Genomic DNA, 25,769 nt, shown 5'->3' with positions numbered 1-25,769 from the left:
GATGCAGAAATTCTGAAACGCGACGCAATTTCACTTAAGTAATGAAATTGTGATGTGCTGCAGAAATCGACAATCCAGGAGGATTCCGGCGCGTAAATTACCACGATTCTGATATTGACAAATACGATGACCTGTCAAACTCACCCTGTAAGACGCGTATTAAATCAGAGTGATATTTCGGGAGGTCATATGGCTGACTTTACATTGTCGAAACCGATTTTTGGCGGCAAACCAAAAACCTCCACGGCGGGTAATATCGCTTATGCCCTGTTTGTCCTGTTCTGCTTCTGGGCCGGTTCCCAGCTGCTTAATATGCTGGTCCATGCGCCTGGCGTTTATGAACACCTGATGCAGGTGCAGGATAACGGACGCCCGCGGGTTGAGATTGGCTTTGGCGTCAGTACCCTGTTCGGCCTGATCCCCTTCCTCGCGGGATGTATGATTCTGGGCGTTGTGGCCTTAGTGCTGCGCTTTCGCCGTCGCCGTTAAAGCCCCATACAGCTCGCCCGGCGATCGTCCACGCGTTTTGCGAACCATGCAGTGGTCAGGTTACGCGTGATCTTCGGGCTCTCCAGCTGAATGCCCGGCAGGATAGCCCTCGGTAACGTTTTCCCGCTTTTCTGCTCCGCAAGCGCAAACACCTTCCTGTACAGATCCGTTTTCTCAAAGGCCAGGCTGTCGCCTTTCTCAAGCTGACGGCGAATGTCGCTGTTGCTCATATCAAGGGCTGTCGATAATTTCCGTATCGCCCGCTCGGTGCTTCCCGCCTCGCTGCTGCCGTAAGCGATGAGATCGCCGTCCAGCGCCAGCTTAACGCCGCTTGCGCGGCTGACCGCACTCTGGAATGCCGCATTACGGCTGGCATACCAGCCCGCGTTAAAGTCGGCAAAGCGGTACAGCGGCTCATTGTAGTTCGCCGGATAGTTCAGCAGATGATACGTGCCGAACCACAGCCCACCGCGCAGGGAGAAGACCTCCTGACGTACCGTACCGTCGATTTTCCACGGGTAGCCGTCGGTATGCTTCTCCGCGAACGCAATGCTAACCTGCATCGGGCCACCGGTATGTACCGGATTCAGCGAGCCAAACAGCTTCTGCCCCATCGGGACCATACTGATGAAATCATCAAAGATGGCGCTGAGCTGTTTTTCGGTTTTCACCGCATCCAGCCGTTCGCTGTAGCTTTTGCCGTTCGGCGAGGTGATTTTAAGCGCGGTATGCACCAGGAAAACCGGGATATGCATGGACTCCGCGCGGCGATCGATCTCTTTCCAGGCAATTTTGTTCAGGCCCGGCACGACCGGGTCTGACTGGTACATCGACTCCTGCTGCGCCACCGCCAGCACCGAGCAGATATTCTCCTCGGTCGGCGCGATCTTTTGGCTTTCAAAGGTTTTTGCCAGCGCATCTGCCCACGCGTTGCGATCCTTCACGCTGGCGGGCATTTTCTGCCGCACTACGCTCGCCACATCGACGGGCTTCTCCCCCTTTTTGAGCGGAGCGGCCCCTTTTTCGGCACAGCCTGCCAGCACAAGAGCGGCCAGCAAGGACAACGGTAACGCGCGCGGTACGGCAAAAGACATAGCAACTTCCTGTATTAGCTAAATGTGTTGGTGACTTCCTGCAGGTCACGATCGTCCAGCTCACGTTCAAAACTGCGCAGACGTTTGTAAATGGACATCAGTTCTACCAGGGTGGTCCAGGAGCTGATCAGGTACTGGAACGAGCCTCGAACCTGACCGAAAACGTTGGTGATCTGCGTCATCAGACCGAGCGTAATCGTACCCGCAACAATCGACGGGAACAGCAGGAACAAACCGAAAACGTTATCGACCTGCAGATACAAAATACGCGCGATGTTGAAATACATATAGTGGAAGTAGAGTCGGAAATAGTTACGACGCACGGCGCCAAACAGCTCGCGGACGGTCGGCGGCGAGGCGCGGTTGGCATCATCTTCACCGTAAACCAGCTCTTTACGGTAAGCGGCTTCCACGCGTTGATTTTTAAACTCCAGACCCGGCAGCTTGATCCCCACTACCGCCAGCAGGCCCGTGCCCATCAGCGACCAGACGATCGCGGCAATCACCAGACCATAAGGAAGATGGCCGACAATCGGCAGATCCGGCACGTGCGCAGAGAGCGTTACCAGCACGGGCAGGAAGGCGATCAGCGTCATGATGGCGTTGATAAAGCTTACGCCCATGTCTTCAAGGGTGGAGGCAAAACGCATGGTGTCTTCCTGCACACGCTGCGCGGCGCCTTCGATATGGCGCAGGTGCTGCCAGTGCGCCATGTAATGTTCGTTCATCGCGGTACGCCAGCGGAAAACGTAGTGGCTGACGAAGAAGTTGTTCATCACGCCGATGATCACCGCAATCAAGGCGATACCGAGGAAGATCCCAACTTCATGGTAGAACTGGTTGATGGTCACCTTATGCGGCGAGCTCAGCGCGGTCTGGATCAGATCGTAGAACGGCGCATACCAGGCGTTAACCGCCACGCCCACTTCCACGAGGAACCAGGTGACAAAGATAATCAGCGATGTGCCAAGAATTGACCAATACTGCCAGCGGTGCGGAGAATACATAAACCAGAACAGCGCAAACAGCCCCACGCATACCATGTAGTAGGCGTAAAACAGCAGATAGCTCAGCGACCAGAAGCGCGCCGCGCTAATCGGCACCTCGCCCGTTGCCCCCGTGATGCGCGTCAGCCATGCGCCGCCGCCTGCCTGCCAGAAAATGACGGCGATGAGTGCCCAAATAAATGCCGACAGGAAAAAAGGCCCCGGCTTTGGGAAAAAAGACTTAAACATAATGCTTCCTTCTTGTTGTTATGGCTGTTGCTGTGCACAACACGTTACCACACGAAAAACGTGCCCAGGCCAGCCTCCCGACTCAGGCAAAAAGGTCAGACCCGAGGGTTGATTATTAGTTCGCTTTCCAGTTTTCGAGAATTGTTTCGGTGCGTTTCACTGCGAGAGGATTCGCCGGCGCGATGAAGTTACGCCAGACGTCGTTGTGATGGTTAATCAGGATCTGTGCTTCAGCAGCCGGGCGGTTGGATGTGGTATGGGCATCTTCCGCCACGGTGATGTGATAACCCCGGCTGACGCCGTTCTTTATCGTCGCGTCAACGCAGTAATCGGTGGCGCAGCCGCAGATGACAAACTCGCGAATGCCCTGCTCACGCAGCAGCGCCTCAAGCGCGGTGTTATAGAAGGCATCACAGGCGGTTTTTGTGACGTAAAGCGCGTCAGCAGGCTGATGGAGTTCAGGCAGTAACGCAAAGCCTTCACTTCCCTCTTCCAGCCCCCCGGCCTCGGTATGCTGAATAAAAATCACCTTGTCGGCTGCCTGCGTAAGCTGGTTGATCAGAGAGACACACTTTTCGCGCTGATGACGAGGGGTTTCAAATACCCCGTTCTGCATATCGACAACCATAACCACACGCTTCTCAGACATACCGTTCTCCGTAAGATTGAGTGACACTGGTGCCTATCATAAGCCCGATGTCACAAAATGGGAGATGGCTCGTCAGTAAATTGTTCATATTTACCCATGGTTACGTTTTTCTCGCTATCGTTATGCAATTCGGGGCATTGCGCGGTACCGTTTAGTAGTATAAATACCCATTACTTTCCTCATACACTTCATGGATGCTTTTCGTTGAAACGTTGTCTGCTCTCTTTTGCCGCGCTGTGTGCGGTGAGCTTTTCTACCGCCCAGGCAGCCCAACCGCTGACGGCGCCCGTTTTAGCTTCAGATATTGCCGATCGCTACGCGAACCTTATCTATTACGGCAGCGGCGCGACCGGGATGGCGATGGTCGTCATCGACGGCAACCAGCGTGTGTTCCGCAGCTTTGGCGAAACGCGACCAGGAAATAACGTTCACCCGCAGCTGGATTCCGTTATCCGCATCGCGTCCTTAACCAAGCTGATGACCAGCGAAATGCTGGTGAAACTGCTCGACCAGGGCGTGGTGAAACTCGACGACCCGCTCAGCAAATACGCGCCTCCAGGCGCCCGGGTTCCAACCTGGCAGGGTACGCCGATTCGGCTGGTGAATCTTGCCACTCACACCAGCGCCCTGCCGCGTGAGCAGCCAGGCGGGGCAGCGCACCGTGACGTATTTGTCTGGCCTACGCGCGAACAGCGCTGGAGCTACCTGAGTACCGCCACGCTGAAGGCGGCTCCGGGTTCGCAGGCCTCTTATTCAAACCTGGCCTTTGACCTGCTGGCGGACGCCCTTTCAACGGCGGCTGGCAAACCCTACACGCAGCTGTTTGAAGAGCAGATAACCCGTCCGCTGGGTATGAAAGACACTACCTTTACCCCATCCCCGGATCAGTGCCGTCGCCTGATGGTGGCGGAGAAAGGCGCCAGCCCCTGCAATAACACGCTCGCGGCCGTGGGCAGCGGCGGAGTCTATTCCACGCCTGGCGACATGATGCGCTGGATGCAGCAGTTCCTCTCCTCGGATTTTTACGCTCGCACCAGCCAGGCCGATCGCATGCAGACCCTGATTTATCAGCGCACTCAGCTGCACCGCGTCATAGGAATGGACGTGCCGGGTAAAGCCGATGCGCTCGGCCTGGGCTGGGTCTATATGGCGCCGAAAAATGGCCGTCCGGGAATTATTCAGAAAACCGGCGGCGGCGGCGGATTCATCACCTATATGGCCATGATCCCGCAGTCAAACGTCGGCGCGTTTGTGGTGGTCACCCGCTCCCCGCATACGCGTTTCGTCAATATGAGTGACGGGATTAATAACCTGGTGGCAGAACTGAGCGCCAATAAGGCCCAGGTGCTCACCGCGTCTAACTAAATTTAATATTCCGTGGGCAAGCGGTTAATGCTGACCAGCTTGCCCCGGCTCATATTGATATAGTTTCCTTGCCTCAGGGCGGCAAGAACTTCGGCAACAACGGAACGTGAAATTCGTGTGCTTTGTTGAATATGATTCATCACACCGATTTTTGAACGCAGCGTTTCATCCCATTCCGCCATATTCAACAGCATCGAGCGGATCTGGTGATAGGAGTTATTTCCAACCAGCTGCTTATCGCGTTTCTCAAGAATGTAATTTATCCAGGATAACCAGCAGAAGGCCTCTTTCCAGAGTGAATACTGCTGGATGAGCTGACGGGTGGTTTCCGTGGGCAAATAAAAACCGGTACAGACCGTTTTAGCCATCACCCTGTATTCCTGAGAGTGATTAATCATCACCGTAGACAGACCGAAAATAAAAGGGGCTGTCGCAATCCCTACCAAAAGCTCATCAGAAGAACGATAAACCTCAATAACACCGGTTTGTAATACGATCGTACAAGGCTCATTCCATTCGCCTGACGTAATTAATTGCTGGGGCGCACATGTAAAAGGGGTACTGGCCGCTGTTAAATACTGTTCGAGCCGGCGTAATTCAGAAAGCGGTTTCGCATTAACGTTCATGCAGACCTCAAGACATCCGTATTTGTCGGTTCAATATTATTTTTATTACTTCTATAAAAAGTGGGGGAGATAACTACTCCCCCGCTTTTATTCATTACCAGGTATATTTCACACCCAGATTTGCGCCCCAGTTCTGGTCAACGTCACCGCCGCCCAGATAAGTGGCATCCGTGTAAGCGCTGAAGTTCTTCGTGAAGCTGAACTGGGTGCCCAGCCCAACGCGAACAGCGGAACCTTTCACGCCGTTATCAATGCTGTCACCGTTAATATCGGCATTGTTATCGGCGTCGTCATAGACGTAAGCCAGTTTGAAGTAAGGCGTCAGGGCCTGTTCGCCGCCGTAGTTGAAGGTGTAGCCCGTATCAACACCGAGTTCATAACGCAGGCTATCGTAAGATTGCCCATCCATGCGCATGTCATTGCTCAGACGATAATCATCACCAGACTGGAACAGGCCAGATACGGCTGCATATGGCGTAACGTAGCCAGAGAGGTTTGGTTTCCAGTCATAGCCCAGCTTCAGCCCAAAACCAACAGCATCATTAGTGGTATTGCCGTCAACATACTGACCGTTGCTCATGTTAGCGGAGAGATCGCTGTTGAAGCGGGTGTAGCTCAGGGAGCTGTCGAGGAACAGATCGTTCATGAACTTCGCAGACGCGTAGATCATCGCCGTCTGACTATCCTGATCGACCTGACCGGTACGATCGCTGATATCACCTTTCGCGAAACCTGCCGCCCCACCGACGATCCACTTCGCATTATTACCGTCAATCTGGGTATCCAGACCCACCAAAATACCGCTCACGTCCTGGTCGTAGCTGATAACGCCATTGTCACCGTCGAAGTTGCCGCCGAAGTAGCTCACCCACGCCCCGCCGTTATCCGCCAGGCCGTGACGGCTGTTGGTCAGACGCGTGCCAACGGAATCCTGCTGCAGATTCCAGATATTGGTATTGGCTGATGGGATGCTCAGCGCCATATTCGCAGAGTCGGTCAACTCTTTCTGCTGAAGGACAACGGCGTCACCCTGCTGCTGTGCCTGATAGGTGTAAGCACCTAAATCCGCTTTGTTTGCGGCAGTAAAGCTGGCAGTGGTATCCGCGTTATTGTCATAGACGCGAATAATCTCTTTGTTTTTGTAATCAGCAACGGAACCTGCACCGGTCGCATCGTCGATGCGTACCTGGTAGTTACCTGCCACGTCACCGTTTACTGACAGATGGCCATCTGAGTTCATCGCCACAACACCGTAGTCGTAGTCGGCATTGTACTTATCGTTAGTGATATAGCGTGCGTTGTTCAGATCGCTGTTCAGGACGTAATCACGGCTGGCAACGTTAAGTACCCCGCCATCGGTCAGTTCCAGATTATGCGTATCAACCTGACCCAGCCCCAGCGCCAGCTCAGCACCGTTATCCACGGTGATGGTGTTGGCATACAGTTCGGCCGTTTCTTCCGTCAGTGCCGCACGGCTATAGCTGTCCAGATACAGATGGTCGGTCGCCACGCCACCGCTGTCCCCAATATTCATTGATGAAGCATTGGTCAGGGTGATGGAGTCCGCCAGCAGACCAGAGTCTTCAACGTTAACCTGAGACTGGTTGTTTACCGTCAGCGTGTCGATATTAGAAAGCTTGCGGGTATCCCACTCTGAGCCGTTATCCAGCGCGATGTTAAACAGCCCACTCTGATATACCGCTTCACCCGTAACGTGTCCTTTGCTGTCATAGGTGGAGTCCGGCCAAATGCTGTTAGGGGATAGAGTGCTCCAGTCTACGTTGCTGTAGCCCTGGCCATACATCTGCGCAGTGCCGATAGCCTCGACGCTGGACTGCGCTGCGCCGACCCATTTGCTGCCGTTGGTGAGAGTCACATCCAGCTTATCGGTGCCATCCCAGCCGTTGGTGGTTGGGTTATAGATGCCATCGTCGGTGGTATCGGTTGCCGGATCGCCGTTCGGATAGAAGTTGTTGTCGAAGGTGCTGGAGAACAGAATATCGCCAGTAACGGTGGAGTGATCGAACGTGGCAGTGGTCTGCATCGCGTTATCAGACGCGCTAGCTGCAACGATCAGCGCCGCATCATCTGCTGCCGTGGCATTCGTTTCACCGTAGTCGCCAGGCTTCGCGGTTTGACCGTAGAACCCGCTGGTCCCCAGATCGCTGTATGCGCCTGAGGTCAGAACGGAGTCTTTCACCACCAGCGTGTCTGTAAATACTTTGCTGCTGTTGGCTACGCCTTCAATACCGTCGTAAGGAGTGTTATCCAGTTCCTGATATCCCTGCGTCAGAGTAATACCGGCAATGTGGGAATTATTCTGGATAACAATATCGGACTCCACATCCAGGGTAATCGCATTACCCAGATTATACGTGTCCAGATAGTGTCTTTCCGTATTTTCCCCATTCACGACGTCATACGCATAATGCTCATAGGTATCGTTAATGGTGGAATTATCAACGGTCAGGCTAAAACGATCGTATTGAGAATGGTTGGTGCCATCGGTATCCAGACCGTCCGCACACGAAGAAGTCATACACTCCGAGGTAATCATGCCATTAATAGTACTATTGGAAATACTTAACGCATTTGCCCGGCCATTGATGCCATCATCCAGATAGTATGTTGAAATAACGCCATTCACGGTGCTTTTATTAATCACCGGATAAATATCACCGTCGTGTGTCGCGTCTGAGTAATCCCAATCGGCATAGCCATAATACCAGGGAGTGGAAGCGGTATTATCGTATCCGAATGTATTATAGGTCGTACCGGAAATATCCTTCGCATTGGCCTGAGAAGCGATAGCCAGTGTGCAGGCTAATGCAAGTTGAGATACAACGAGTTTCTTTTTCCATGTTTGCATTGGGTCATCCCTCCTCAGGGACGTAAGCAAGTTTGTCCATCATTGAATTTGCAACATCTAATTGCGGAGGGAATTATGCAGTTTCATTTGAAAAAGGTTCAATGAATGTTTCCATTAAGTCCGTATTCAGACTAATAACACTTCAAAAGCGACAAACGCATGGGTCACTCGAGATTAATATTATAAAAACAAAAAGTTAAAATACAGGTACACCAATGCAAAACATATAATAACAAATAATAAATCATTTTTAATGATGCATACCCATTAATATAGAAACAACACGAATATCTCACCTCCTTTCAATAATATCCTGAACGGTATTATATACTGATGATATGAAACCCGATCTGCCGCATTTCGCAAAAACAAAATGCCCACTTTAGTAAAACACCTGGCTTCACTTTGCGGTACACTAGCCTTCTTTGTTCCACAAACATCAGGCATTCCATGACCGATTTAATTGCACGTCCCCGCCGCCTGCGCAAGTCACCTGCACTGCGCGCTATGTTTGAAGAGACAACCCTGACCTTAAACGATCTGGTGTTGCCGATTTTTGTCGAAGAAGAGATCGATGACTACAAAGCCATCGAAGCCATGCCGGGCGTAATGCGCATTCCGGAGAAATATCTGGCGCGTGAGATCGAACGTATCGCCAACGCGGGGATCCGCTCGGTGATGACCTTCGGCATCTCTCACCATACCGATGCCACCGGCAGCGACGCGTGGAAAGAAGATGGCCTCGTCGCCCGCATGTCCCGCATCTGCAAAGAGACCGTGCCGGAAATGGTGGTAATGTCAGATACCTGCTTCTGCGAATACACCTCTCACGGCCACTGCGGCGTGCTGTGCGATCACGGCGTGGATAACGATGCTACCCTGCTTAACCTCGGCAAGCAGGCGGTTGTGGCTGCCGCTGCGGGTGCGGACTTCATCGCGCCCTCTGCCGCAATGGACGGACAGGTTCAGGCGATCCGTCAGGCGCTGGACGCGGCGGGCTTTACCGACACCGCCATCATGTCTTACTCCACCAAATTTGCCTCCTCCTTCTACGGCCCGTTCCGTGAAGCTGCGGGCACAGCGCTGAAGGGCGATCGTAAAACCTATCAGATGAACCCGCTTAACCGTCGAGAAGCGATTCGTGAATCCCTGCTTGATGAAGCCCAGGGTGCAGACTGCCTGATGGTGAAACCGGCTGGTGCGTATCTTGATATCCTGCGCGACATTCGCGAGCGCACCGAGCTGCCATTGGGCGCTTACCAGGTCAGCGGCGAGTACGCAATGATCAAATTCGCCGCGCTAGCCGGTGCGATTGACGAAGAGAAAGTGGTCCTCGAAAGCCTCGGCGCCATCAAACGCGCAGGCGCGGATCTGATCTTCAGCTACTTCGCGCTGGATCTGGCTGAGAAAAAAATCCTCCGCTAATCTTCACCAAACTGCAATACAACCGACATCTGCTCCTTCTACTGTCTTCGCAAGACGGCAGGAGGAGTAACCATGTTTAGCCTCGATAGCGTTCTCGACGATCTTTGGCCTCAGGCGAGGCCTGCACCCTGGCAAAAAAGTCTGTTAAAAAGACTGTTTTACGAAGACGAATTTCAGCAATTTGCCGCAGCCCACCGCCACCTGAAAGGGCTGGATATGGTGGAGCAAGTTCTGGAACACCTTGATATTCTCTGCACCGTTTCCGCCCGCGATCTCGAACAAATCCCCGAACATGGCCCGCTGGTCATTATTGCCAACCACCCGACGGGTACGCTGGACGGGCTGGCGCTGATGTACGCCGTCTCCCGCGTGCGTCGCGATGTTAAAGTCGTGACCAACCGGATGCTGACTCACCTTGAGCCCCTCAGCTCGCTGTTTATTCCGGTGGACAATATGGGCGGCAGGACGGCGAAATCGTCCCTGGTTCAGATGGAACAGCATCTGCAAAACGCAGGCGTGCTGATCTTCTTCCCGGCCGGAGAAGTTTCCCGCCCCACGCGTAAAGGCATTCGCGATAAAAAATGGCACTCCGGCTTTATCAAACTCGCCAGCAAGCTGCGCGCCCCGCTGCTGCCGGTGCATATTCAGGCGCATAACAGCCTGCTCTTTTATGCCAGTACGCTGGTCTCCCCGACGCTGTCGATGCTGTTATTGATGCAGCAGATGTTCCGCCGCCGCCACAGCCAGCTGCCGATTAAAATCGGCCAGCAGATTGCGTGGCATCACTGGCACAGCGCCACCCTTTCGTCGCGTGAGATGGCCGAGCAGTGCCGTCAGCACGTGATGCGTCTTGGCAAGGGAGTGCCCGGCGTCTTTAAAACCCAGTGCGCGATTGCCCGTCCGGAAGACCGGGCCACCCTGAAACGCGCGCTGGCGCAGGCCGAATGTCTGGGCAATACCAGCGACGGTAAAACCATCTATCTTTGGCAGCGCAACGGTCAGGAAGACGCCCCGCTACTGCGCGAGCTGGGGCGCCTGCGCGAGATTGCCTTTCGCGCGGTGGAGGAAGGGAGCGGCAAGCGCCGGGACACCGACTGCTACGACGATGATTATCTGCACCTGATCCTGTGGGATGATGAGGATCTGGAGATCGTCGGCGCGTATCGCTTTATGCCGACCGCCAGACAGGTTGAACGTCGCGGTCTGGAAGGGTTGTACAGCTATAGCCTGTTCCACTACGACGACAAAATGCAGGACGTGCTGGAGCACGGCATTGAGCTGGGGCGCAGCTTTATTCAGCCGCGCTACTGGGGACGCCGCGGCCTGGACTATTTATGGTCCGGCATTGGGGCTTACCTGGCGCGTTATCCGAACTATCGTTACCTGTTTGGCCCGGTCTCAATTTCCGGGGGGTTACCGCCAGCCGCGCGGGATCTGCTAGTGGCCTTTTACCGTCTGTGGTTCCCGGCGACGCATCCGCTAGCCGCCTCGCGCCAGCCGTATCCCGCGTCCCTGCCGGACGTGCTGGCGCAGTTTGGCGGCGTGGATTACGTAGACGACCTGACAAAGCTGAAATCCCTGCTCGGCAATCTGGGCTGCGGCATTCCGCCGCTCTACAAGCAATATTCCGAGCTTTGCGAGCCCGGCGGCGTGCAGTTTATTGATTTCGGCAGCGACCCGGCGTTTAACAACTGCGTTGATGGGCTGGTGCTGGTGGATTTGTGTTACCTGAAGGCGAACCGCTACCAGCGGTATATTGAGGCGCACCTTTAAGTGTGCAGTTTTTTGTAGGCCGGGTAAGGCGTAGCCGCCACCCGGCCTACGGGTACTACAGGATCATGGGCGGTAAAACGGCTTATCGCCCAAAATCGTCGCCCGCTGCATAATCCGGCGCTGCGGCAGATAGTCCGCATTGGCATAATGCTGCGTCACGCGGTTATCCCATATCGCCAGGTCATTCTCCTGCCAGCGCCAGCGCACCTGAAACTCCGGCTTGGTAATATGCGCGAACAGGAATCCCAGCAGCGCATCACTCTCTTTCTCGGACACGTCCACAATGCGCGTGATGAACCCTTCGTTCACGAACAGCGCCTGCTTGCCGGTGACCGGATGGGTCCGCACCACCGGGTGCAGCAGCGGAGGATGTTTCGCAACCGCCTCCTGCCAGCGCTGATGCTCCTCTTCGCTTTTGCGATACTTGTATTCCTGGAATGATTTTTTGAAGTCGTGCTCCGCCCGCAGCCCGCTCAGCAGCGTCCGGAGCGGCGCGGAGAGCGCCTCATACGCCGCAATCCCGCTGGCCCACAGCGTATCGCCCCCCGTATCCGGCAGCAGCTTCGCCGCCAGAATCGCCCCGGCGGGCGGCGTCTCGATAAAGGTCACGTCGGTATGCCAGTTGTCGTTATCCGGCGGGTTATCGTTGTGGGTGTCCAGAACGATAATCTCCTCCACACCTTCCGCATGCGGATAGACGGGGTGGATATGCAGATCGCCAAAGCGCAGGGCCAGCGCGCGCTGCTGCTGCGGGGTGATCGCCTGCTCGCGCAGGAAAACGACCTGATGACGCAGCACCGCGTGGTACAGCTGCTCGAACTGGTTATCGCTCAGCGGACGGGTCACATCCAGGCCCGATACCTGTGCGCCAATGTATGGCCCCAGCGGGGTAATGGTCAGACGTTCACTCATTGTATTTCTCCATGCCAGGGCGTCAGGCGGCGCTGTAACGCGCGCAGCCCCAGTTCTAATCCGAAGGCGATCGCCGCGATCCCTGCCAGCACCACGTCAGTCGCCAGGAACTCTCCCGCCGACTGCACCATAAACCCAAGGCCGCGCGTGGCCGCAATCAGCTCTGCCGCCACCAGCGTGGACCAGCCCACGCCGAGGCCGATGCGCAGCCCGGTTAAAATTTCCGGCAGCGCGCCCGGTAAAATCACGAACAGCAGCACCTGCGTGCGGCTGGCCCCCAGCGACTGCGCCGCCCGGATCCGCACCTGCTGGGCGCTCTTCACGCCTTCCAGCGTTGACATTGCAACCGGCGCAAAGATCGCCAGATAGATGAGTAAAACTTTGGGCGTTTCACCTATGCCGAACCAGATAACCACCAGCGGCAGCCAGGCCAGCGGCGGCACCGGGCGGTAAAGCTCGATCAGCGGATCGAGGATGCCTCGCACCGTCGGGCTCAGCCCCATCGCAATACCCACGGGAATGCCGATGATGACGGCAGCCAGAAGCGCCACCAGAATACGCGCCAGACTTGCCCCAAGATGCTGCCAGAGCGTGGCATCCATAAAGCCCTGCGGCCCGGCGATGGTAATGAGTTTGGCCAGCACCTGGCCCGGCGGGGGCAGAAACAGCGGGCTGATCCACTGCTGGGCAGCAACCGCCCACCACACCGCCAGCAGCACCAGCAGCGTACCGACGCTCAACGTGATTTGGCGCGAGAAAGGCCAGCGCAGCGCCAGACGCGTGCGGCGCGTTTTTTCACTGAAGACGATGCTCATGAGAAGGCCTCCCGTTGTTCAAACACGCGGCTTAAAACGTATTCACGCTGTTCGATAAACAGCGGATCGGATTTAATGCTGCGCACGGGTTCTCCCGCGACGTAGCGGCGGGCGAAATCCAGCGGCAAACGCTCAAGCACGCGGCCCGGCCCCGGCGAGAGCAGCACCAGCTCCGTCGCCATAAACACCGCCTCTTCGATATCGTGGGTAATCAACAGCACCTGCTTGCCCGTCTCGTGCCACAGGCGCAGCAGCAGGGTTTGCATCTGCTCGCGGGTGAAGGCATCCAGCGCCCCGAACGGCTCGTCCAGCAGCAACAGCTGCGGATTAGCTGCCAGCGCGCGGGCAATACCTACGCGCTGCCGCTGGCCGCCGGAAAGCTGCCAGATTAAGCGTTTTTCCGCCCCTTCCAGCCCCACTTTTTTCAGCATCGCCCGTGCCGTTTCCAGCCGCTTTTCGCGGTTGATGCCCGCAAGCTGCAGCCCAAACGCCACGTTTTCCTGCACGTTGCGCCAGGGGAGAAGCCCTTCATTCTGGAAGACCACGCCGCGCTCGGCGCCCGGGCCTTCCACCTTTTTGCCTTCCAGTTGGATGGTGCCATGCTGATAAGGGACAAACCCGGCGATCAGATTCAGCAGCGTGGTTTTTCCGCACCCGGACGGGCCCAGCACCACCAGCAGCTCACCGCTGTCCAGCGTCAGGTTGATCTCCTCCAGCGCGGGCTTACCGCCGTAATCGGCGTACAGGTTCGTAATATTCAGCATGGCGGACTCCTTATTTCACAAAACGATCGGTCACGTACTGGCTGTAATCCGCTGCCACCGCAGGCACTTTGCCCTGCTCTTTCAGGAAGGTGGCGGTATCCACAATCGCTTTGTTCACCGGCCCGGTCAGCTGCTGCACCTGCTGCGCGGGCGTCAGATAGGTATTGCCTTTCACCAGCCCCGGCACGTCCGCTTCCGGCACGCCGCTCAGGCGAGAGAGTTTTTCCAGGTTGGCGGGCTGCTTCAGCCATTCATCCGGGTTAGAGATGTACGGCTGCTGGGCGTCAATCGCGCTTTTGGCGAAGGCTTTCACCACCTCTGGATGCTTCTCAGCGAAGTCTTTACGCACGACCCACACGTCGAGGGTTGGCGCCCCCCACTGGCCCACTTTTTCAGAGTCGGTCAGCACGGTGCCGTCTTTTTCCAGCTCGTTCACGGCCGGTGCCCAGACGTAGGCCCCGTCAATATCCCCGCGCTGCCAGGCGGCGATAATCGCCGGCGGCTGCAGGTTGATAATTTGTACCTGACCCGGCTTGATGCCCCAGTGTTTGAGCGCCGCCAGCAGGCTGTAGTGGGTGGTGGAGATAAACGGCACGGCAATGCGTTTGCCGATCAGATCCTCAGGTTTGGTTATGTTCTTCTTCACCACCAGCGCTTCAGAGTTACCGAGTTGCGAGGCGAGCAGGAAAACCTCAATCGGCACCTGCTGGCTGGCCGCAACCGCCAGCGGACTGGATCCGATATTGCCGATCTGCACGTCGCCGGAGGCTAACGCACGCACCACGGAGGCGCCGCTGTCGAACTTACGCCAGTCGACTTTCGCACCGCTCTCTTTGGCAAAAGTGTTGTCCGCCTGCGCGACTTTCGCCGGTTCCGCAGAGGTTTGATACGCGACGGTGACGTCCACCGCCTGCGCCTGAAATGCCCACAGCGCCAGTGCGCCGAGAAGTGTGATTCGCGATGAAATTGCCATAGTGCCTGCTCCCCTTGTTGTTATGAGGGCAGTATTTCCGGCGCGGGAATTTTGATAAAGGAATAAAAATGAATCGCTCATAACGATTCGTTTTTAGATAAAAAGCGGGAAAGGATAGTTGGTTTTGTGCGGTTGTTTTTTTTCCCTCTCCCGTGGGAGAGGGTCAGGGTGAGGGCATCAGCGCTTCGCGGTAAGCTCAGCAATATCCTTCGGCGTGGTGCGACAGCAGCCGCCAATCAGCTTCGCTCCGGCGTCCAGCCACTGGGGCAGATACCCCGCCAGCGTCTCGCACGCTTCGCCGTGGTGGTGCCAGGTTTTAGTTACCGCGTCATAGTGCTCGCCCGAGTTCGGGTAGACCACCAGCGGCAGCGACGTCAGGCTTTGCAGATGCTTCAGCGCCGCCGTAGTGTTTTCCAGTGCGATGCAGTTAATGCCCTGCGCGACGATCTGCGGAGAGCTTGCCAGCACGCTGACCACCTCGCGCAGCGGCGTACCGTCGCTCAGGTGCTCGCTGTCGCGTAAGGTGAACGAGAACCACGCCCGGGCGCGGGGATATTCAGACAGCAACGCCGCCAGCGCCTTAATCTCCTCAAAGGATGGTAGGGTTTCGCAGGCCAGCAGGTCAGCGCCCGCATCCAGCAGCGCTTCCACTCGAGGACGATGGAAGGTGGTGAATTCTTCCGCACTGCGCACATAGTCGCCGCGATACTCTGAGCCATCCGCCAGATAGGCGCCGTAAGGCCCAACGGAGCCCGCTACCAGCAGCGTACCCGCGTGCGGATTTTCAGCCAGATACGCTTCGCGCGCCTTACGCGCCAGCTCCACGCTTTTACCAATCAGCGCGCGGGACTGCGCCTCGTCCAGACCTCGCGCCGCAAACCCCGCAGGCGTGGCCTGATAGCTGGCGGTGATCGCCACCTGCGCGCCCGCTCGATAGTAGTCGAGATGCACTTCGCGGATAAGATCCGGGTTTTCAACCAGCACTTTGGCAGACCATAGGCTGTCTGCAAGGTTACAGCCGCGCGCTTCCAGCTCCGTTGCCATCGCGCCATCCAGCACCACAAACGGCTGTTTTTCAAGGATGGCGATAAGCGGGTTATTCTGCGACATGTTCAGGCTCCTGCGATGTCATATTTCGGGTCAGGTAGTACGCACCATAACACAGGGCGACAAACGGAAGCCCGCAATAAAGGGCAATGCGCTGGCTCGGGTCAAACCACAGGCCGACACAGGCCACCACGCAGAGGATAAAACCGAGCACCGGCACCAGCGGATACCACGGCGCGCGATACTGCAGCGCAGAGAGCGGCTGCCCGGACTGCAGATGACGGCGGCGGAAAACGAAGTGCGACGCGCAGATGCTGATCCACACCGCCACCACCGCAAAGCCAGAAATCGCCGAGAGCGCGACAAACACCGTGTCCGGGGCCACGACGCTGGAGAACAGCGCCAGCACGCCGCCGAGCATAGAGACCGAGAGCGCCGTCAGCGGCACGCCGTTTTTGTTCACGCGGGCAAAGCAGCGCGGCAGCGTTTTCTCGTTCGACAGCGACCACAACATGCGCCCGGAAGCGTACAGGCCCGAGTTCGCCGCCGAGAGGATCGCCGTCAGGATCACGAAGTTAACGATGTCTGCCGCGTAAGGAATCCCGACCTTTTCAAACACCAGCACGAACGGGCTCTTTTCCACGCCCGCCTGCTGCATCGGGATCAGCGCCGCCAGCACAAACACGGTGCCGATAAAGAAGATAATCAGGCGCGCGATGGTGGTGCGGATCGCAACCGGAATCACCTTGTGCGGATTTTCCGTTTCGCCCGCTGCGATGCCGATGAGTTCTGTCCCGGAAAAGGCAAAGTTCACCGCCACCATGGTCATCAGGATCGGCAGGCCGCCGTGCGGGAACCAGCCTTCGGCAGTGATATTGCTTAAGCCCGGCGCGGGGGAACCGTCCTGCATCGGGATAAAGCCAAAGACCGCCGCCCCGCCAAGGATAATAAAGGCGATGATGGTAATGACTTTGACCAGGGAGAACCAGAATTCGCCTTCAGCAAAGAAGCGCGTCGAGATGACGTTCAGGCCAAAAATCACCACGCAGAAGACCACGCACCAGGCCCAGACGGGCACCTGCGGGAACCAGTACTGCATGCAGAACCCGGCGGCGGTAAAGCTCGAGCCGAGCGCCACCGTCCAGGTGAGCCAGTAGAGCCACGCCACGGTGTAGCCCGTCGCCGGGCCAAGATAGCGGGCGGCATAGACGTGGAACGCGCCGGTTTCCGGCATCGCCACGGAAAGTTCGCCCAGACACTGCATCACCAGCCAGACCACCAGCGCGCCTATCAGGTACGCCAGCAGCGTCCCTGCCGCCCCGGTCGTTGAAATGATGTAGCCGGTATTGAAGAATAACCCTGTCCCAATCACGCCGCCCAGCGAGAGCATAATCAGGTGGCGTGTTTTCATGGTGCGCTTAAGCTGCCCATTTTCTTGTTGTTTTTGCATATTACCTTCTATACGTATGGACATCTAAACATCCAAAGAAGGTGTGTTATACCGCGATTGTTAATAAAAAGCTAGATGACAAGACGCAAACGGGCACGCCTCGCGCTGAGTCTGGGGTGGGTTGTGAGGATCACATAGAGAATCGGACGCCAGGCCATAAGCACCTCCGCAAGCAGATACTTACAGCATGGTGCGGGAAGCGGCGATCTTCGGTCAGTCGAAAGTGGTATCCGTGAAGAGCGGATTCATACCGCTACACTGCCCGCCCCCTGACGCAAAGTTGGTAATTCTCACAATCAGTTCTATAGTCGACACAGTTTCTTAGTAACCAGGATTGACTGATGCGCTTTAACGGACTGACCAAAGGTTTCTTTATCTTTATTCTTGCCCTCGTGACCTGGGCCTTCTTCGACGTGCTGTCGCCCTACTTCTCCGCGATACTCTGGGCTGCCATTCTGACCGTCATCTTCAACCCGGTAAAAAACAGGCTGCGCGCAGCGCTGGGGGATCGCAACGGGCTTGCCTCGCTGTTGACCATTGGCATTATCTGCCTGATCGTCTTTATTCCGTTGATGGTGATCCTCTCCTCGCTCGCCATTGAGCTGAACGTGGTGTATACGAAGCTCCAGGAGAACAACACCCAGTTCCCGGAAGTGGTGGCGAGCATCTTTAACCATCTGCCTGACTGGGCCAGCGGCTTCCTGGCGGATCATAACCTGACCAACGCGGCGCAGATCCAGAAAAAACTCTCTGATGTCGCCCTGCAGGGCGGGCAATATCTTGCCGGCAGCGCGTTCCTGATTGGCAAGGGGACGTTTGGCTTTGCGATTAGCTTCGGCATCATGCTGTATCTGCTGTTCTTCCTGCTGAAAGACGGCCCCTATCTGGTGCGCCAGATCCTTGATTCCCTGCCGCTGTCTGATTTCGCTAAACAGCACCTGTTCGCCAAATTCGTCGGCGTTTCTCGGGCGACGGTAAAAGGCACGGCGGTGGTCGCGGTGGTGCAGGGCACGCTCGGCGGGATTGCGTTTGCCATTGCAGGCATTGATGGCAGCGTGCTCTGGGGCGCATTGATGGCCTTCCTCTCGCTGGTGCCCGCCATCGGCTCGGCGATTATCTGGGTGCCCGCCGCAATATTCCTGTTCGCCACCCATCAGCTTTGGCAAGGGCTGTTTATTGTCGGCTTCTTCGTAATTATCGTCGGGCTGGTGGACAATATTCTGCGCCCGCTGCTGGTGGGGAAAGACACAAAAATGCCGGACTACCTGATTCTGATCTCCACCCTCGGCGGCATGGAGCTGTACGGCATTAACGGCTTTGTGATCGGGCCGCTCATTGCCGCGCTGTTTATCGCCTGCTGGAACCTCTTCTCTGGGCGCGATCACGAAGGTAATGCCGAAGAGCTGGACCCCGACTTCATCGAAGAAGGAAAAAATCCTCCAGAATTGTGAGGATGTGACGATATACACCACACCAGGCGGCGCTGTGCCGCCTTTTTTTTCGCCTTAAATCAGACGTTTTCTATAATTTGAAAGAACGCCATCCTACTCATGTCGTAAAAGGATCATCTGGTGCGAATCGCGACGATAACCAACTGGGCCTATGGTGCCACGGTCTGCCTGACCATCGCCTCCGGCATCATCATGCTGATGGCGTCCAGTGCTGATACCCTCGAGCGTCAGGCCGTTGAACAACGGCAGATGTTCGATCAGCTCACGGAAGATATTGAAATCGATATCTGGGCGCAGTCTGATTTAGCACGGCTGTACGTCATTAAAAAAGATCCACAGGTTCTCAGGGAATATAACCAGGCAGAAAACAGCCTGAAGAGCATCGAGCTTCGGCTGGAAAAGTTGCAGGATAATGGCGCATCGGATGAAGAACTGGCCCTGCTGCATGAAGGAATAAAGATTGTCGATGAACTGCAGGACGAGCAGCAGACGGCACTAACGAGCGCGGCGCAGGGAGAAGATGCTAAGGCCGTTGCGCTGCTCTACGGCGCGCCCTATGAGCTGGAGCTGGAGCGCGCGCAGAGCCAGCTCGATCACTTCCGCCAGATACTCGACAAACGCGTCATCGCCTCCGTTCAGGACGCGACAAAAAAATCGAAAGCGCTGCGTACGGCCTCTGAGCTGATGGTCGGCCTGACCGCCCTGCTGTTCCTGTTTGTTCTCGGCTTTATATTGAAGCGCCGCGTGCTGCGCCCCGTGGTGCGCCTGAGCGACGTGGTGCACCGTCTGGCATCCCAGGATTACGCGGTTGAAACGCCCAATTTCCAGCAGATTGATGAGATTGGCGATATGGCCCAGGCCATCCGCATCTTCCGCGAAAACGGCCTGGCGCGACAGCGTCTGGAGAAAGAGCGCGATGCCGACTGGGCCATCCGCGAGCTGCTGGCGCGCATGACCCAGCGGCTGCAGGGGTGTGAAAACTTTAACGATGTGATTAACGTGGCGGAGCTGTTTGCCCCCAATATCGCGCCGGGGATCGCGGGCCGACTCTACGTCCTTGACCGGGAGCCGTGGCAGATGCGCTGCGTCGCGCAATGGCTTTCACCGGTTGGTGAAGAGATAAGCTTCCATCCGGACGAGTGCTGGGCCGTGCGCCGCGGGCAGAGCCACCCGCCGGTAAACGGTGAGCCGGATGTCGCCTGCTACCATCTGCCGTCCTCCCAGGCGGAAAGTTCCCTGTGCGTGCCGCTTATCGCCCAGGGCGAGGCCATTGGCCTGCTCTCCTTCCAGAATATTACGGCGGACAACGCCCCTTCCCGCGCCTATCTGGAACTGATGGCCGAAGCGCTTGGGCTGGCGCTGGCCAACCAGCGTCTGCGCGACGCGTTGCTGGAAAAAGCCTTGTTCGACCCGCTCACCGGACTGCGTAACCGTCATCATCTGGAAGATACCCTGCAAACCCAAACGGCACAGGCGTTACGCACCGGCGAACCGTTAAGCTGCATGATGATAGACATCGATCACTTCAAGAGCATCAATGACCGATTCGGCCATGAAGCGGGCGATCGGGTAATTAAAAGCGTGGCGTCAATCGTTCAGCGGGTCGCACATGACAACGGACTGGCGTTCCGCTACGGGGGCGAGGAGTTTTTGGTGCTGCTTTCTGGTGCCGATGAAGCAGGCGCGTATGCCTGTGCGCAGAAGATTTACACCGGCGTACATGAGCTGTCGCTTCGCTACGGACTGACCGAGATTGGGCCGGTTGATGTGTCGATTGGCATTGCCAGCTACCCTCAACATGCCCAGACCGACAACCTGCTGCGCGCCGCGGATGTGGCGCTATACCGGGCAAAAGAGCTGGGACGCGCGCGGATTGTGAGTTTTGGGATGCTGGAGGCGGTTTAGCCGGTCAACAGATCGATTATGGCTCTGATTACTGCCGGCGAAGGCACTCACTGGCCAGATATGCCGGCAATACCTCTGAAGGGGGAACAGATATTTACCCCGAGTCGCTTCCATGCTTCCACGGCACGAACAGCCAGCTAAGCGCTGAGCTTAAACCTTCCCCCCACAGGCGCAAAGTATAAACTTTTCGTGATATTCTTTTTTTTGCCTGCCTGGCTTATATACTCGAAAATAATCGTGACCGGCTCGAAAAAATACTTAACACGAATATTTCCGTTCTCAACATAAGTGCCACTACGATTATTTACACCTAATCGTCTTCTCTATTATCTCTGAATTATGAATGTTTCGCTTTCATTATTGGGCCTAACGGGTATTACATTTCTGCTATGGAAAAACGTCTATGTATAAGCTGGATTTCAAATCCCAAAAAACCTGGGGAGCGCTGGCGTCGATTGCTGTCATCGCTGGGGTATTAGCATCCGTATTGGCGTGGACTGCGGGTTGGTTCGGATCTCGTACCGTCAGTCAGTCGTTAGTGTCAGAAACACCGAAACCGTTTCCAGCCGGCTTTCGTCGTGCGCACGGGAAAGGCATCTGTTTTGCGGGTACGTTCACGCCAGACGGTGCAGCAACGTCTTTATCAACCGCACGCCTCTTTTCCCAATCAAAAACCCCCGTTGTAGGACGATTCTCTATTGGCACCGGTAACCCACATGCCGCGGATACCTCGACGAAAACGCTGAGCATGGCGCTGTTGCTTAAAACGGATGACAAACAACAATGGCGTATGGCAATGAACAACGTGCCATTCTTCGCAACACGGGATCCTGAAGGATTTCTCGCCATGCCAAAAGCGCTCGCGGTAGATGGGTCTACCGGCAAGCCGGATCCGCAGCGCCTTGCGGCATTTTTAAAAGCGTATCCCGAGGCAAAGAAATACCTCGCGTGGGCGGCACAAACCCCGGCTCCCGGTAGCTTTTCCGGTGCGACGTTTAACAGCATTAATGCTTTCTACCTTGTCGATGCTCAAGGCCATAAACAGCCGGTACGCTGGATGATGCGCCCGCACGATCTGTTTATGCCTTTGGATGAGACGGTACGGCAGAAAGTCGATCATGACTTCCTTTTCGAAGGTATCAGCCAGAGACTGGCACAGAAACCAATCTACTGGGATATGGTATTGCAGCTCGCACAGCCGGGCGATCCGGTGGATGACCCTTCCCAGCCATGGCCGGACGATCGCAAAAAGGTGGTAGCCGGCACGCTGGAAGTGACGCGCGTCGAAACACAATCCACAGGCGCGTGCCGCGACGTTAACTTTGACCCTTCGATTGTTCCTGCAGGCGTTGCGGTGTCTGATGATCCCATCTTAAACGCCCGCTCCGCGGCCTACTCCCACTCTTTCAGCCGCCGTGAGCGGGAAATCGGCTACGGCAAGGCCACCGAAGCCGTGCAAAAGCAGGAGGTAAAATGAGCTCGAATAAAGACATGCGAGAGCACGCGCCGCAGCATTTCAATACCCTGGCGCGAAGCCTGCACTGGCTGATGGCGGTGATGATCCTGGCCATGCTTTTCATCGGTACCGCGATGATGACGTCGTTACATCACCGGATTTGGTTAATCGACCTGCACCGGCCGCTGGGTATCGCCATTTTACTGCTGGCACTGGTGCGTCTGGTCAACCGGCTTCTTAGCCGGACGCCGCCACTTCCTGCCGATTTGCCCATCTGGCAGGTGCTTGCAGCAAAGGCATCACACTGGATACTGTATGGGTTAATGCTGGCAATGCCGCTGCTGGGGTGGGCGCAACTGTCGGCAGCGGGCCTGCCAATCGTAATGTTTGATGGCGTCAACCTGCCGGCGATTGTCCCCACCAGTCCAGTGCTGTATGCCTGGTGTCACGATGCCCATAGCCTTCTGGCAAAGTTGCTTTTTGCTGTGGTGCTGGTCCATCTCTCTGCCGCACTCGTCCATGCGTGGATCTACCGGGACGCAGTGTTTGCCAGCATGGCGAAAGGGGGATCCAGGAGGACATGAAGTAAGGCAAGCGCTATGGGACACGCTCAATCGGAATGTTAGTGTCCTCGCTTATCATCGTGATCCTGAAACAGCGTACACCCCGGGGCGCGTATTTAGTCTCCAGATTCGCGCCCCCAAAAAGCCACGGGCCCCCCAAAATTGTCGTCGAAGTTAATATCAATCAATTAAAGCGATTATTTTTTAAACAGAAGAGCATTCATGCCCGCAATTTTAGCTTTTATCAAAAAGTTAAGCGTCGCTCGAGTATCAAAAACCCTGTCACCCACAACGCATAACCCATTGATTAAACTGTGTTTACATCAATAAAAACGATAAAAACCCTTACTCCCCAACAAAATATATCAACTCGTGTGATATCTAAATTATAATTCTTATACTTCTGTTAAAAAGGTGGAGGCCAAAATGCGATTAACCCTACTGCTGTTATGCTGTCTGGTACAAAGTGTAACCTGGGCTGGCGAACTGCCAAAACCAGTTGGTAAACCCATTTTAACGATTTACGGTAATATAGAAAATACCAATGAAAATGGAAAAGCAGTGTTTGATCTCGCCAGCCTTGAAAAACTGGGTGTGGTGAGTTTCGAGACGACATCCCCCTGGTATAATGGACGTACAAAGTTTGAGGGTGTCCCCATGAACAAACTCATGGATTATGTGGGTGCGAAGGGGACTAACGTTAATGTTATTGCGCTCAATGATTACTCTACCGTGATCCCTCTCAGTGATTTCAAAAAATACAACGCCATACTTGCTTTAAAGGTCAATGGCGAATATATGCGCATCCGAGACAAAGGGCCATCTTTCATTGTTTACCCCTATGACAGTCTTCCTGAGTTGAATAATCAGATTTATTACTCGCGATCAGCATGGCAGGTTAGCAAAATGAAGATTGAGTAGCCGTTCAGGAGAACATAATGAACAGGATACTGGTTGGTATCATTTTTTCTCTTTTTATCACGACAGGATATATTGCATTTCTTGTTTACGATCGACAGCAGGAATTGCAAAAACTGACTCAATACACTGAGTCCTGGTCCGTGGCACAACTGGTATCAGAGTATTACCGTTTTGAATCATGGCTTGGTCTATACGCAACCGATACTGATGACGTTACGATAGACCAGGTCCGCATGCGTCTCGAAATTATGCTAAGCCAGAGCGATTTAATGAAGGGGGGAGATTTAGGCCGCTATATTGACAGCGATAAAGCGCATCAGGAACTCGCTATACGCTTAGAGAAAATACTGACCTATCTGGATAGCCATCTTGAAAAAATGAGCCATCCGGAGTTACAGGCATATCTGACAAATATGCATGATCTCGATGCGCCGCTAAGTCAGCTTTCTGCAACGGCATTGACGAAAGATATTAACACGGTTAATGAATCCAACCATAAAATACAGATCCTGTACTATATTTATTCCGTACTTTCATTACTCCTTGTGATTTTAAGCTTTATTCTGGGTTTCTTAATGATCTACCAGAATAAAAACATTCTCAAAGCACACATGCAGGTTAAAAGCCTTGCCGACGAACTTCAAATATCAAAAGAAAAACTGCAAATTCAGAACTCGAAGCTGGAGTATGATGTTTATCATGACTCCCTCACCGGCATGAAAAACCGCCTTTTCTTCTGGGACGATCTCAACAAAATTACTCTTCAGGCCGATAAAAACCACACCCCTGTCACGGTAATGCTATTTGATTTAGACCGATTCAAAGAGGTCAACGATACCTATGGCCATGATGCCGGAGATTTGCTGTTGAACCAGGTATCCAGACGCCTCACCTCAATGAGCAGCGCCACTGATACATTTTACCGTTTGGGCGGAGACGAATTCGCTCTGCTTTCCAGCGGCCTCACCGAAACAGCAGCCGTTTCGCGCGCCAAAGAGATAAGCGAGCATATCAGCCAGCCCTATACGATTAATAACCAGCTGATAAAAATCGCCACCTGTGTGGGTATCGTGTTATCGGATAATGAACGGCGCTCTGATTATCTTTATAAATTTGCCGATCTGGCGCTCTACGAAGCCAAAAAAGAGGGTTCACAGCAGATAAAAGTCTTCCGTCAGTGGATGCTGCAAAAGCTGCAGGAAAGTAGAACCCTTGAACATGATATGGCACTGGCGATCGATAACCATGAGTTCGTTGTTTATTATCAGCCTATTGTCGATTCATTCAGCAATGAAATTTACGGCTACGAAGCGCTGATTCGCTGGATACATCCGGTGAAGGGGATACTGTCACCTGATTACTTTATCTCTGTCGCTGAAAAAACGGGGATGATCAATCAGATTGGCAAAAATGTGCTTGAGCTTGCCTGCCGGGAAGCGGTCTCATGGGCGGTTCCGGCCAGGATCTCTGTGAACGTCTCACCCGTTCAGCTGGGCACGAAATCCTTTACGGCGATGGTACAGTCCATCCTGAAGGAGACAGGACTTCCGGCAAACCGTCTTGAATTAGAGGTTACGGAGTCTTCGCTCTTCAGTGACAGCAATACGCCGATCACTATTCTCAAAAAGCTCAGAACGCTCGGTGTAAAAATTTCTATCGATGATTTCGGAACGGGCTATTCGTCGCTATCAAGACTGAGTGAACTGAATTTTGATAAAATTAAAATCGATAAATCCTTTGTGAACCCAATATCCACGCAGGATGATGCCCTTAATATCGTTAAATTGATTACCGGCATGGCGAAGAGCCTCAATATGAGAGTCATTGCAGAAGGCGTTGAAACCGAAGCGCAGCTTGAACGTCTTCAGGCGCTTGGCTGCGATCTCGTTCAGGGATACCTGTTCGGAAAACCACAGGCTGAGATTGACAGGAAGATTAGGTACGGTTGAAATGGTTGCGCGGTTGTTTCTGGCCCAAAACCCTTCAG

At 54.8% G+C, this 25,769-nt stretch carries 21 protein-coding genes; 10 read left to right on the top strand and 11 right to left on the bottom strand.

All coding sequences use genetic code 11. The annotated features are described in order from the left end of the window. Positions 1 to 189: 189 nt before the first annotated feature. Positions 190 to 489, top strand: coding sequence for a DUF2755 family protein (locus LA04_RS02820; RefSeq protein ID WP_008503287.1), 300 nt, complete (start codon positions 190 to 192; stop codon positions 487 to 489). On the opposite strand, the gene LA04_RS02815 is transcribed toward LA04_RS02820, so the two are convergent. The 3 genes from LA04_RS02815 to LA04_RS02805 form a co-directional block, all read right to left on the bottom strand. Next, positions 486 to 1,583 (bottom strand): DUF1615 domain-containing protein, encoded by a 1,098-nt coding sequence (locus LA04_RS02815; RefSeq protein ID WP_047650407.1) that lies wholly within the window; start codon positions 1,581 to 1,583, stop codon positions 486 to 488. The genes LA04_RS02820 and LA04_RS02815 overlap by 4 nt on opposite strands. A gap of 14 nt (positions 1,584 to 1,597) precedes the next feature. Then, on the bottom strand, positions 1,598 to 2,818 hold the full coding sequence (gene sbmA / locus LA04_RS02810) for a peptide antibiotic transporter SbmA (RefSeq protein ID WP_047650406.1): 1,221 nt from the start codon (positions 2,816 to 2,818) through the stop codon (positions 1,598 to 1,600). A 115-nt stretch (positions 2,819 to 2,933) separates the two neighbouring features. Then, positions 2,934 to 3,467, bottom strand: coding sequence for an isochorismatase family protein (locus LA04_RS02805; RefSeq protein ID WP_047650405.1), 534 nt, complete (start codon positions 3,465 to 3,467; stop codon positions 2,934 to 2,936). A gap of 204 nt (positions 3,468 to 3,671) precedes the next feature. Here LA04_RS02805 and ampH point away from each other — a divergent pair, with 204 nt between their 5' ends. Then, positions 3,672 to 4,832, top strand: a complete 1,161-nt coding sequence (gene ampH, locus LA04_RS02800) for a D-alanyl-D-alanine-carboxypeptidase/endopeptidase AmpH (RefSeq protein ID WP_047650404.1) — start codon at positions 3,672 to 3,674, stop codon at positions 4,830 to 4,832. A gap of 2 nt (positions 4,833 to 4,834) precedes the next feature. Here the strand turns inward: ampH and LA04_RS02795 are convergent, their stop codons facing one another. Then, positions 4,835 to 5,458 (bottom strand): helix-turn-helix domain-containing protein, encoded by a 624-nt coding sequence (locus LA04_RS02795; RefSeq protein WP_047650403.1) that lies wholly within the window; start codon positions 5,456 to 5,458, stop codon positions 4,835 to 4,837. A gap of 94 nt (positions 5,459 to 5,552) precedes the next feature. Continuing rightward, on the bottom strand, positions 5,553 to 8,327 hold the full coding sequence (locus LA04_RS02790) for an autotransporter outer membrane beta-barrel domain-containing protein (protein WP_047650402.1): 2,775 nt from the start codon (positions 8,325 to 8,327) through the stop codon (positions 5,553 to 5,555). 450 nt (positions 8,328 to 8,777) lie between these two features. Between LA04_RS02790 and hemB the strand changes: the two genes are divergently transcribed. Together hemB and LA04_RS02780 are read left to right on the top strand one after the other, a co-directional pair. Next, entirely contained in the window at positions 8,778 to 9,752 is a 975-nt protein-coding gene (gene hemB / locus LA04_RS02785) for a porphobilinogen synthase (RefSeq protein WP_028017695.1), read from the top strand. Positions 9,753 to 9,824: 72 nt separating this feature from the next. Beyond that, positions 9,825 to 11,525, top strand: a complete 1,701-nt coding sequence (locus tag LA04_RS02780; protein WP_047650401.1) for a lysophospholipid acyltransferase family protein — start codon at positions 9,825 to 9,827, stop codon at positions 11,523 to 11,525. Positions 11,526 to 11,588: 63 nt separating this feature from the next. Here LA04_RS02780 and tauD read toward each other — a convergent pair whose 3' ends face one another. The 6 genes from tauD to mmuP all read right to left on the bottom strand — a co-directional run bounded on the left by tauD (position 11,589) and on the right by mmuP (position 17,486). Beyond that, on the bottom strand, positions 11,589 to 12,437 hold the full coding sequence (gene tauD / locus LA04_RS02775) for a taurine dioxygenase (protein WP_047650400.1): 849 nt from the start codon (positions 12,435 to 12,437) through the stop codon (positions 11,589 to 11,591). Continuing rightward, positions 12,434 to 13,252, bottom strand: coding sequence for a taurine ABC transporter permease TauC (tauC, locus tag LA04_RS02770; RefSeq protein WP_047650399.1), 819 nt, complete (start codon positions 13,250 to 13,252; stop codon positions 12,434 to 12,436). The genes tauD and tauC overlap by 4 nt, the downstream gene beginning before the upstream one ends. Beyond that, entirely contained in the window at positions 13,249 to 14,016 is a 768-nt protein-coding gene (gene tauB, locus LA04_RS02765; RefSeq protein WP_047650398.1) for a taurine ABC transporter ATP-binding subunit, read from the bottom strand. The genes tauC and tauB overlap by 4 nt, the downstream gene beginning before the upstream one ends. Before the next feature lie 10 nt (positions 14,017 to 14,026). Then, entirely contained in the window at positions 14,027 to 14,989 is a 963-nt protein-coding gene (gene tauA / locus LA04_RS02760) for a taurine ABC transporter substrate-binding protein (protein ID WP_023293188.1), read from the bottom strand. A 177-nt stretch (positions 14,990 to 15,166) separates the two neighbouring features. Then, positions 15,167 to 16,099 (bottom strand): homocysteine S-methyltransferase, encoded by a 933-nt coding sequence (gene mmuM / locus LA04_RS02755; RefSeq protein WP_047650397.1) that lies wholly within the window; start codon positions 16,097 to 16,099, stop codon positions 15,167 to 15,169. Further along, the gene (mmuP, locus tag LA04_RS02750; RefSeq protein WP_047650396.1) at positions 16,086 to 17,486 is read right to left on the bottom strand and encodes an S-methylmethionine permease; all 1,401 of its coding nucleotides are present in this window, start codon (positions 17,484 to 17,486) and stop codon (positions 16,086 to 16,088) included. The genes mmuM and mmuP overlap by 14 nt, the downstream gene beginning before the upstream one ends. A gap of 341 nt (positions 17,487 to 17,827) precedes the next feature. On the opposite strand from mmuP, the gene LA04_RS02745 reads away from it, so the two are divergent. The 6 genes from LA04_RS02745 (at position 17,828) to LA04_RS02720 (ending at position 25,731) form a co-directional block, all read left to right on the top strand. Next, positions 17,828 to 18,937, top strand: coding sequence for an AI-2E family transporter (locus LA04_RS02745; protein WP_047650395.1), 1,110 nt, complete (start codon positions 17,828 to 17,830; stop codon positions 18,935 to 18,937). Positions 18,938 to 19,057: 120 nt separating this feature from the next. Next, entirely contained in the window at positions 19,058 to 20,842 is a 1,785-nt protein-coding gene (locus tag LA04_RS02740; protein ID WP_047650394.1) for a diguanylate cyclase, read from the top strand. A gap of 403 nt (positions 20,843 to 21,245) precedes the next feature. Beyond that, on the top strand, positions 21,246 to 22,319 hold the full coding sequence (locus LA04_RS02735; RefSeq protein ID WP_047650393.1) for a catalase family peroxidase: 1,074 nt from the start codon (positions 21,246 to 21,248) through the stop codon (positions 22,317 to 22,319). Further along, positions 22,316 to 22,882 carry a cytochrome b gene (locus tag LA04_RS02730; RefSeq protein ID WP_047650392.1) on the top strand — a complete coding sequence of 189 codons (567 nt, stop codon included), beginning with the start codon at positions 22,316 to 22,318 and terminating at the stop codon, positions 22,880 to 22,882. The genes LA04_RS02735 and LA04_RS02730 overlap by 4 nt, the downstream gene beginning before the upstream one ends. 405 nt (positions 22,883 to 23,287) lie before the next feature. Continuing rightward, positions 23,288 to 23,782: a molybdopterin-dependent oxidoreductase gene (locus tag LA04_RS02725; RefSeq protein WP_047650391.1), complete on the top strand. Its 495-nt coding sequence runs from the start codon at positions 23,288 to 23,290 to the stop codon at positions 23,780 to 23,782. A 17-nt stretch (positions 23,783 to 23,799) separates the two neighbouring features. Further along, positions 23,800 to 25,731 (top strand): putative bifunctional diguanylate cyclase/phosphodiesterase, encoded by a 1,932-nt coding sequence (locus tag LA04_RS02720; protein WP_047650390.1) that lies wholly within the window; start codon positions 23,800 to 23,802, stop codon positions 25,729 to 25,731. Positions 25,732 to 25,769: the final 38 nt, after the last annotated feature.

Source organism: Enterobacter sp. UCD-UG_FMILLET (assembly GCF_000762975.1).
Classification (GTDB): Bacteria; Pseudomonadota; Gammaproteobacteria; order Enterobacterales; family Enterobacteriaceae; genus Enterobacter; species Enterobacter dykesii.
The sequence above is the reverse complement of the archived record's forward strand: the minus strand, read 5'-3'. Positions and strand labels throughout refer to the sequence as shown.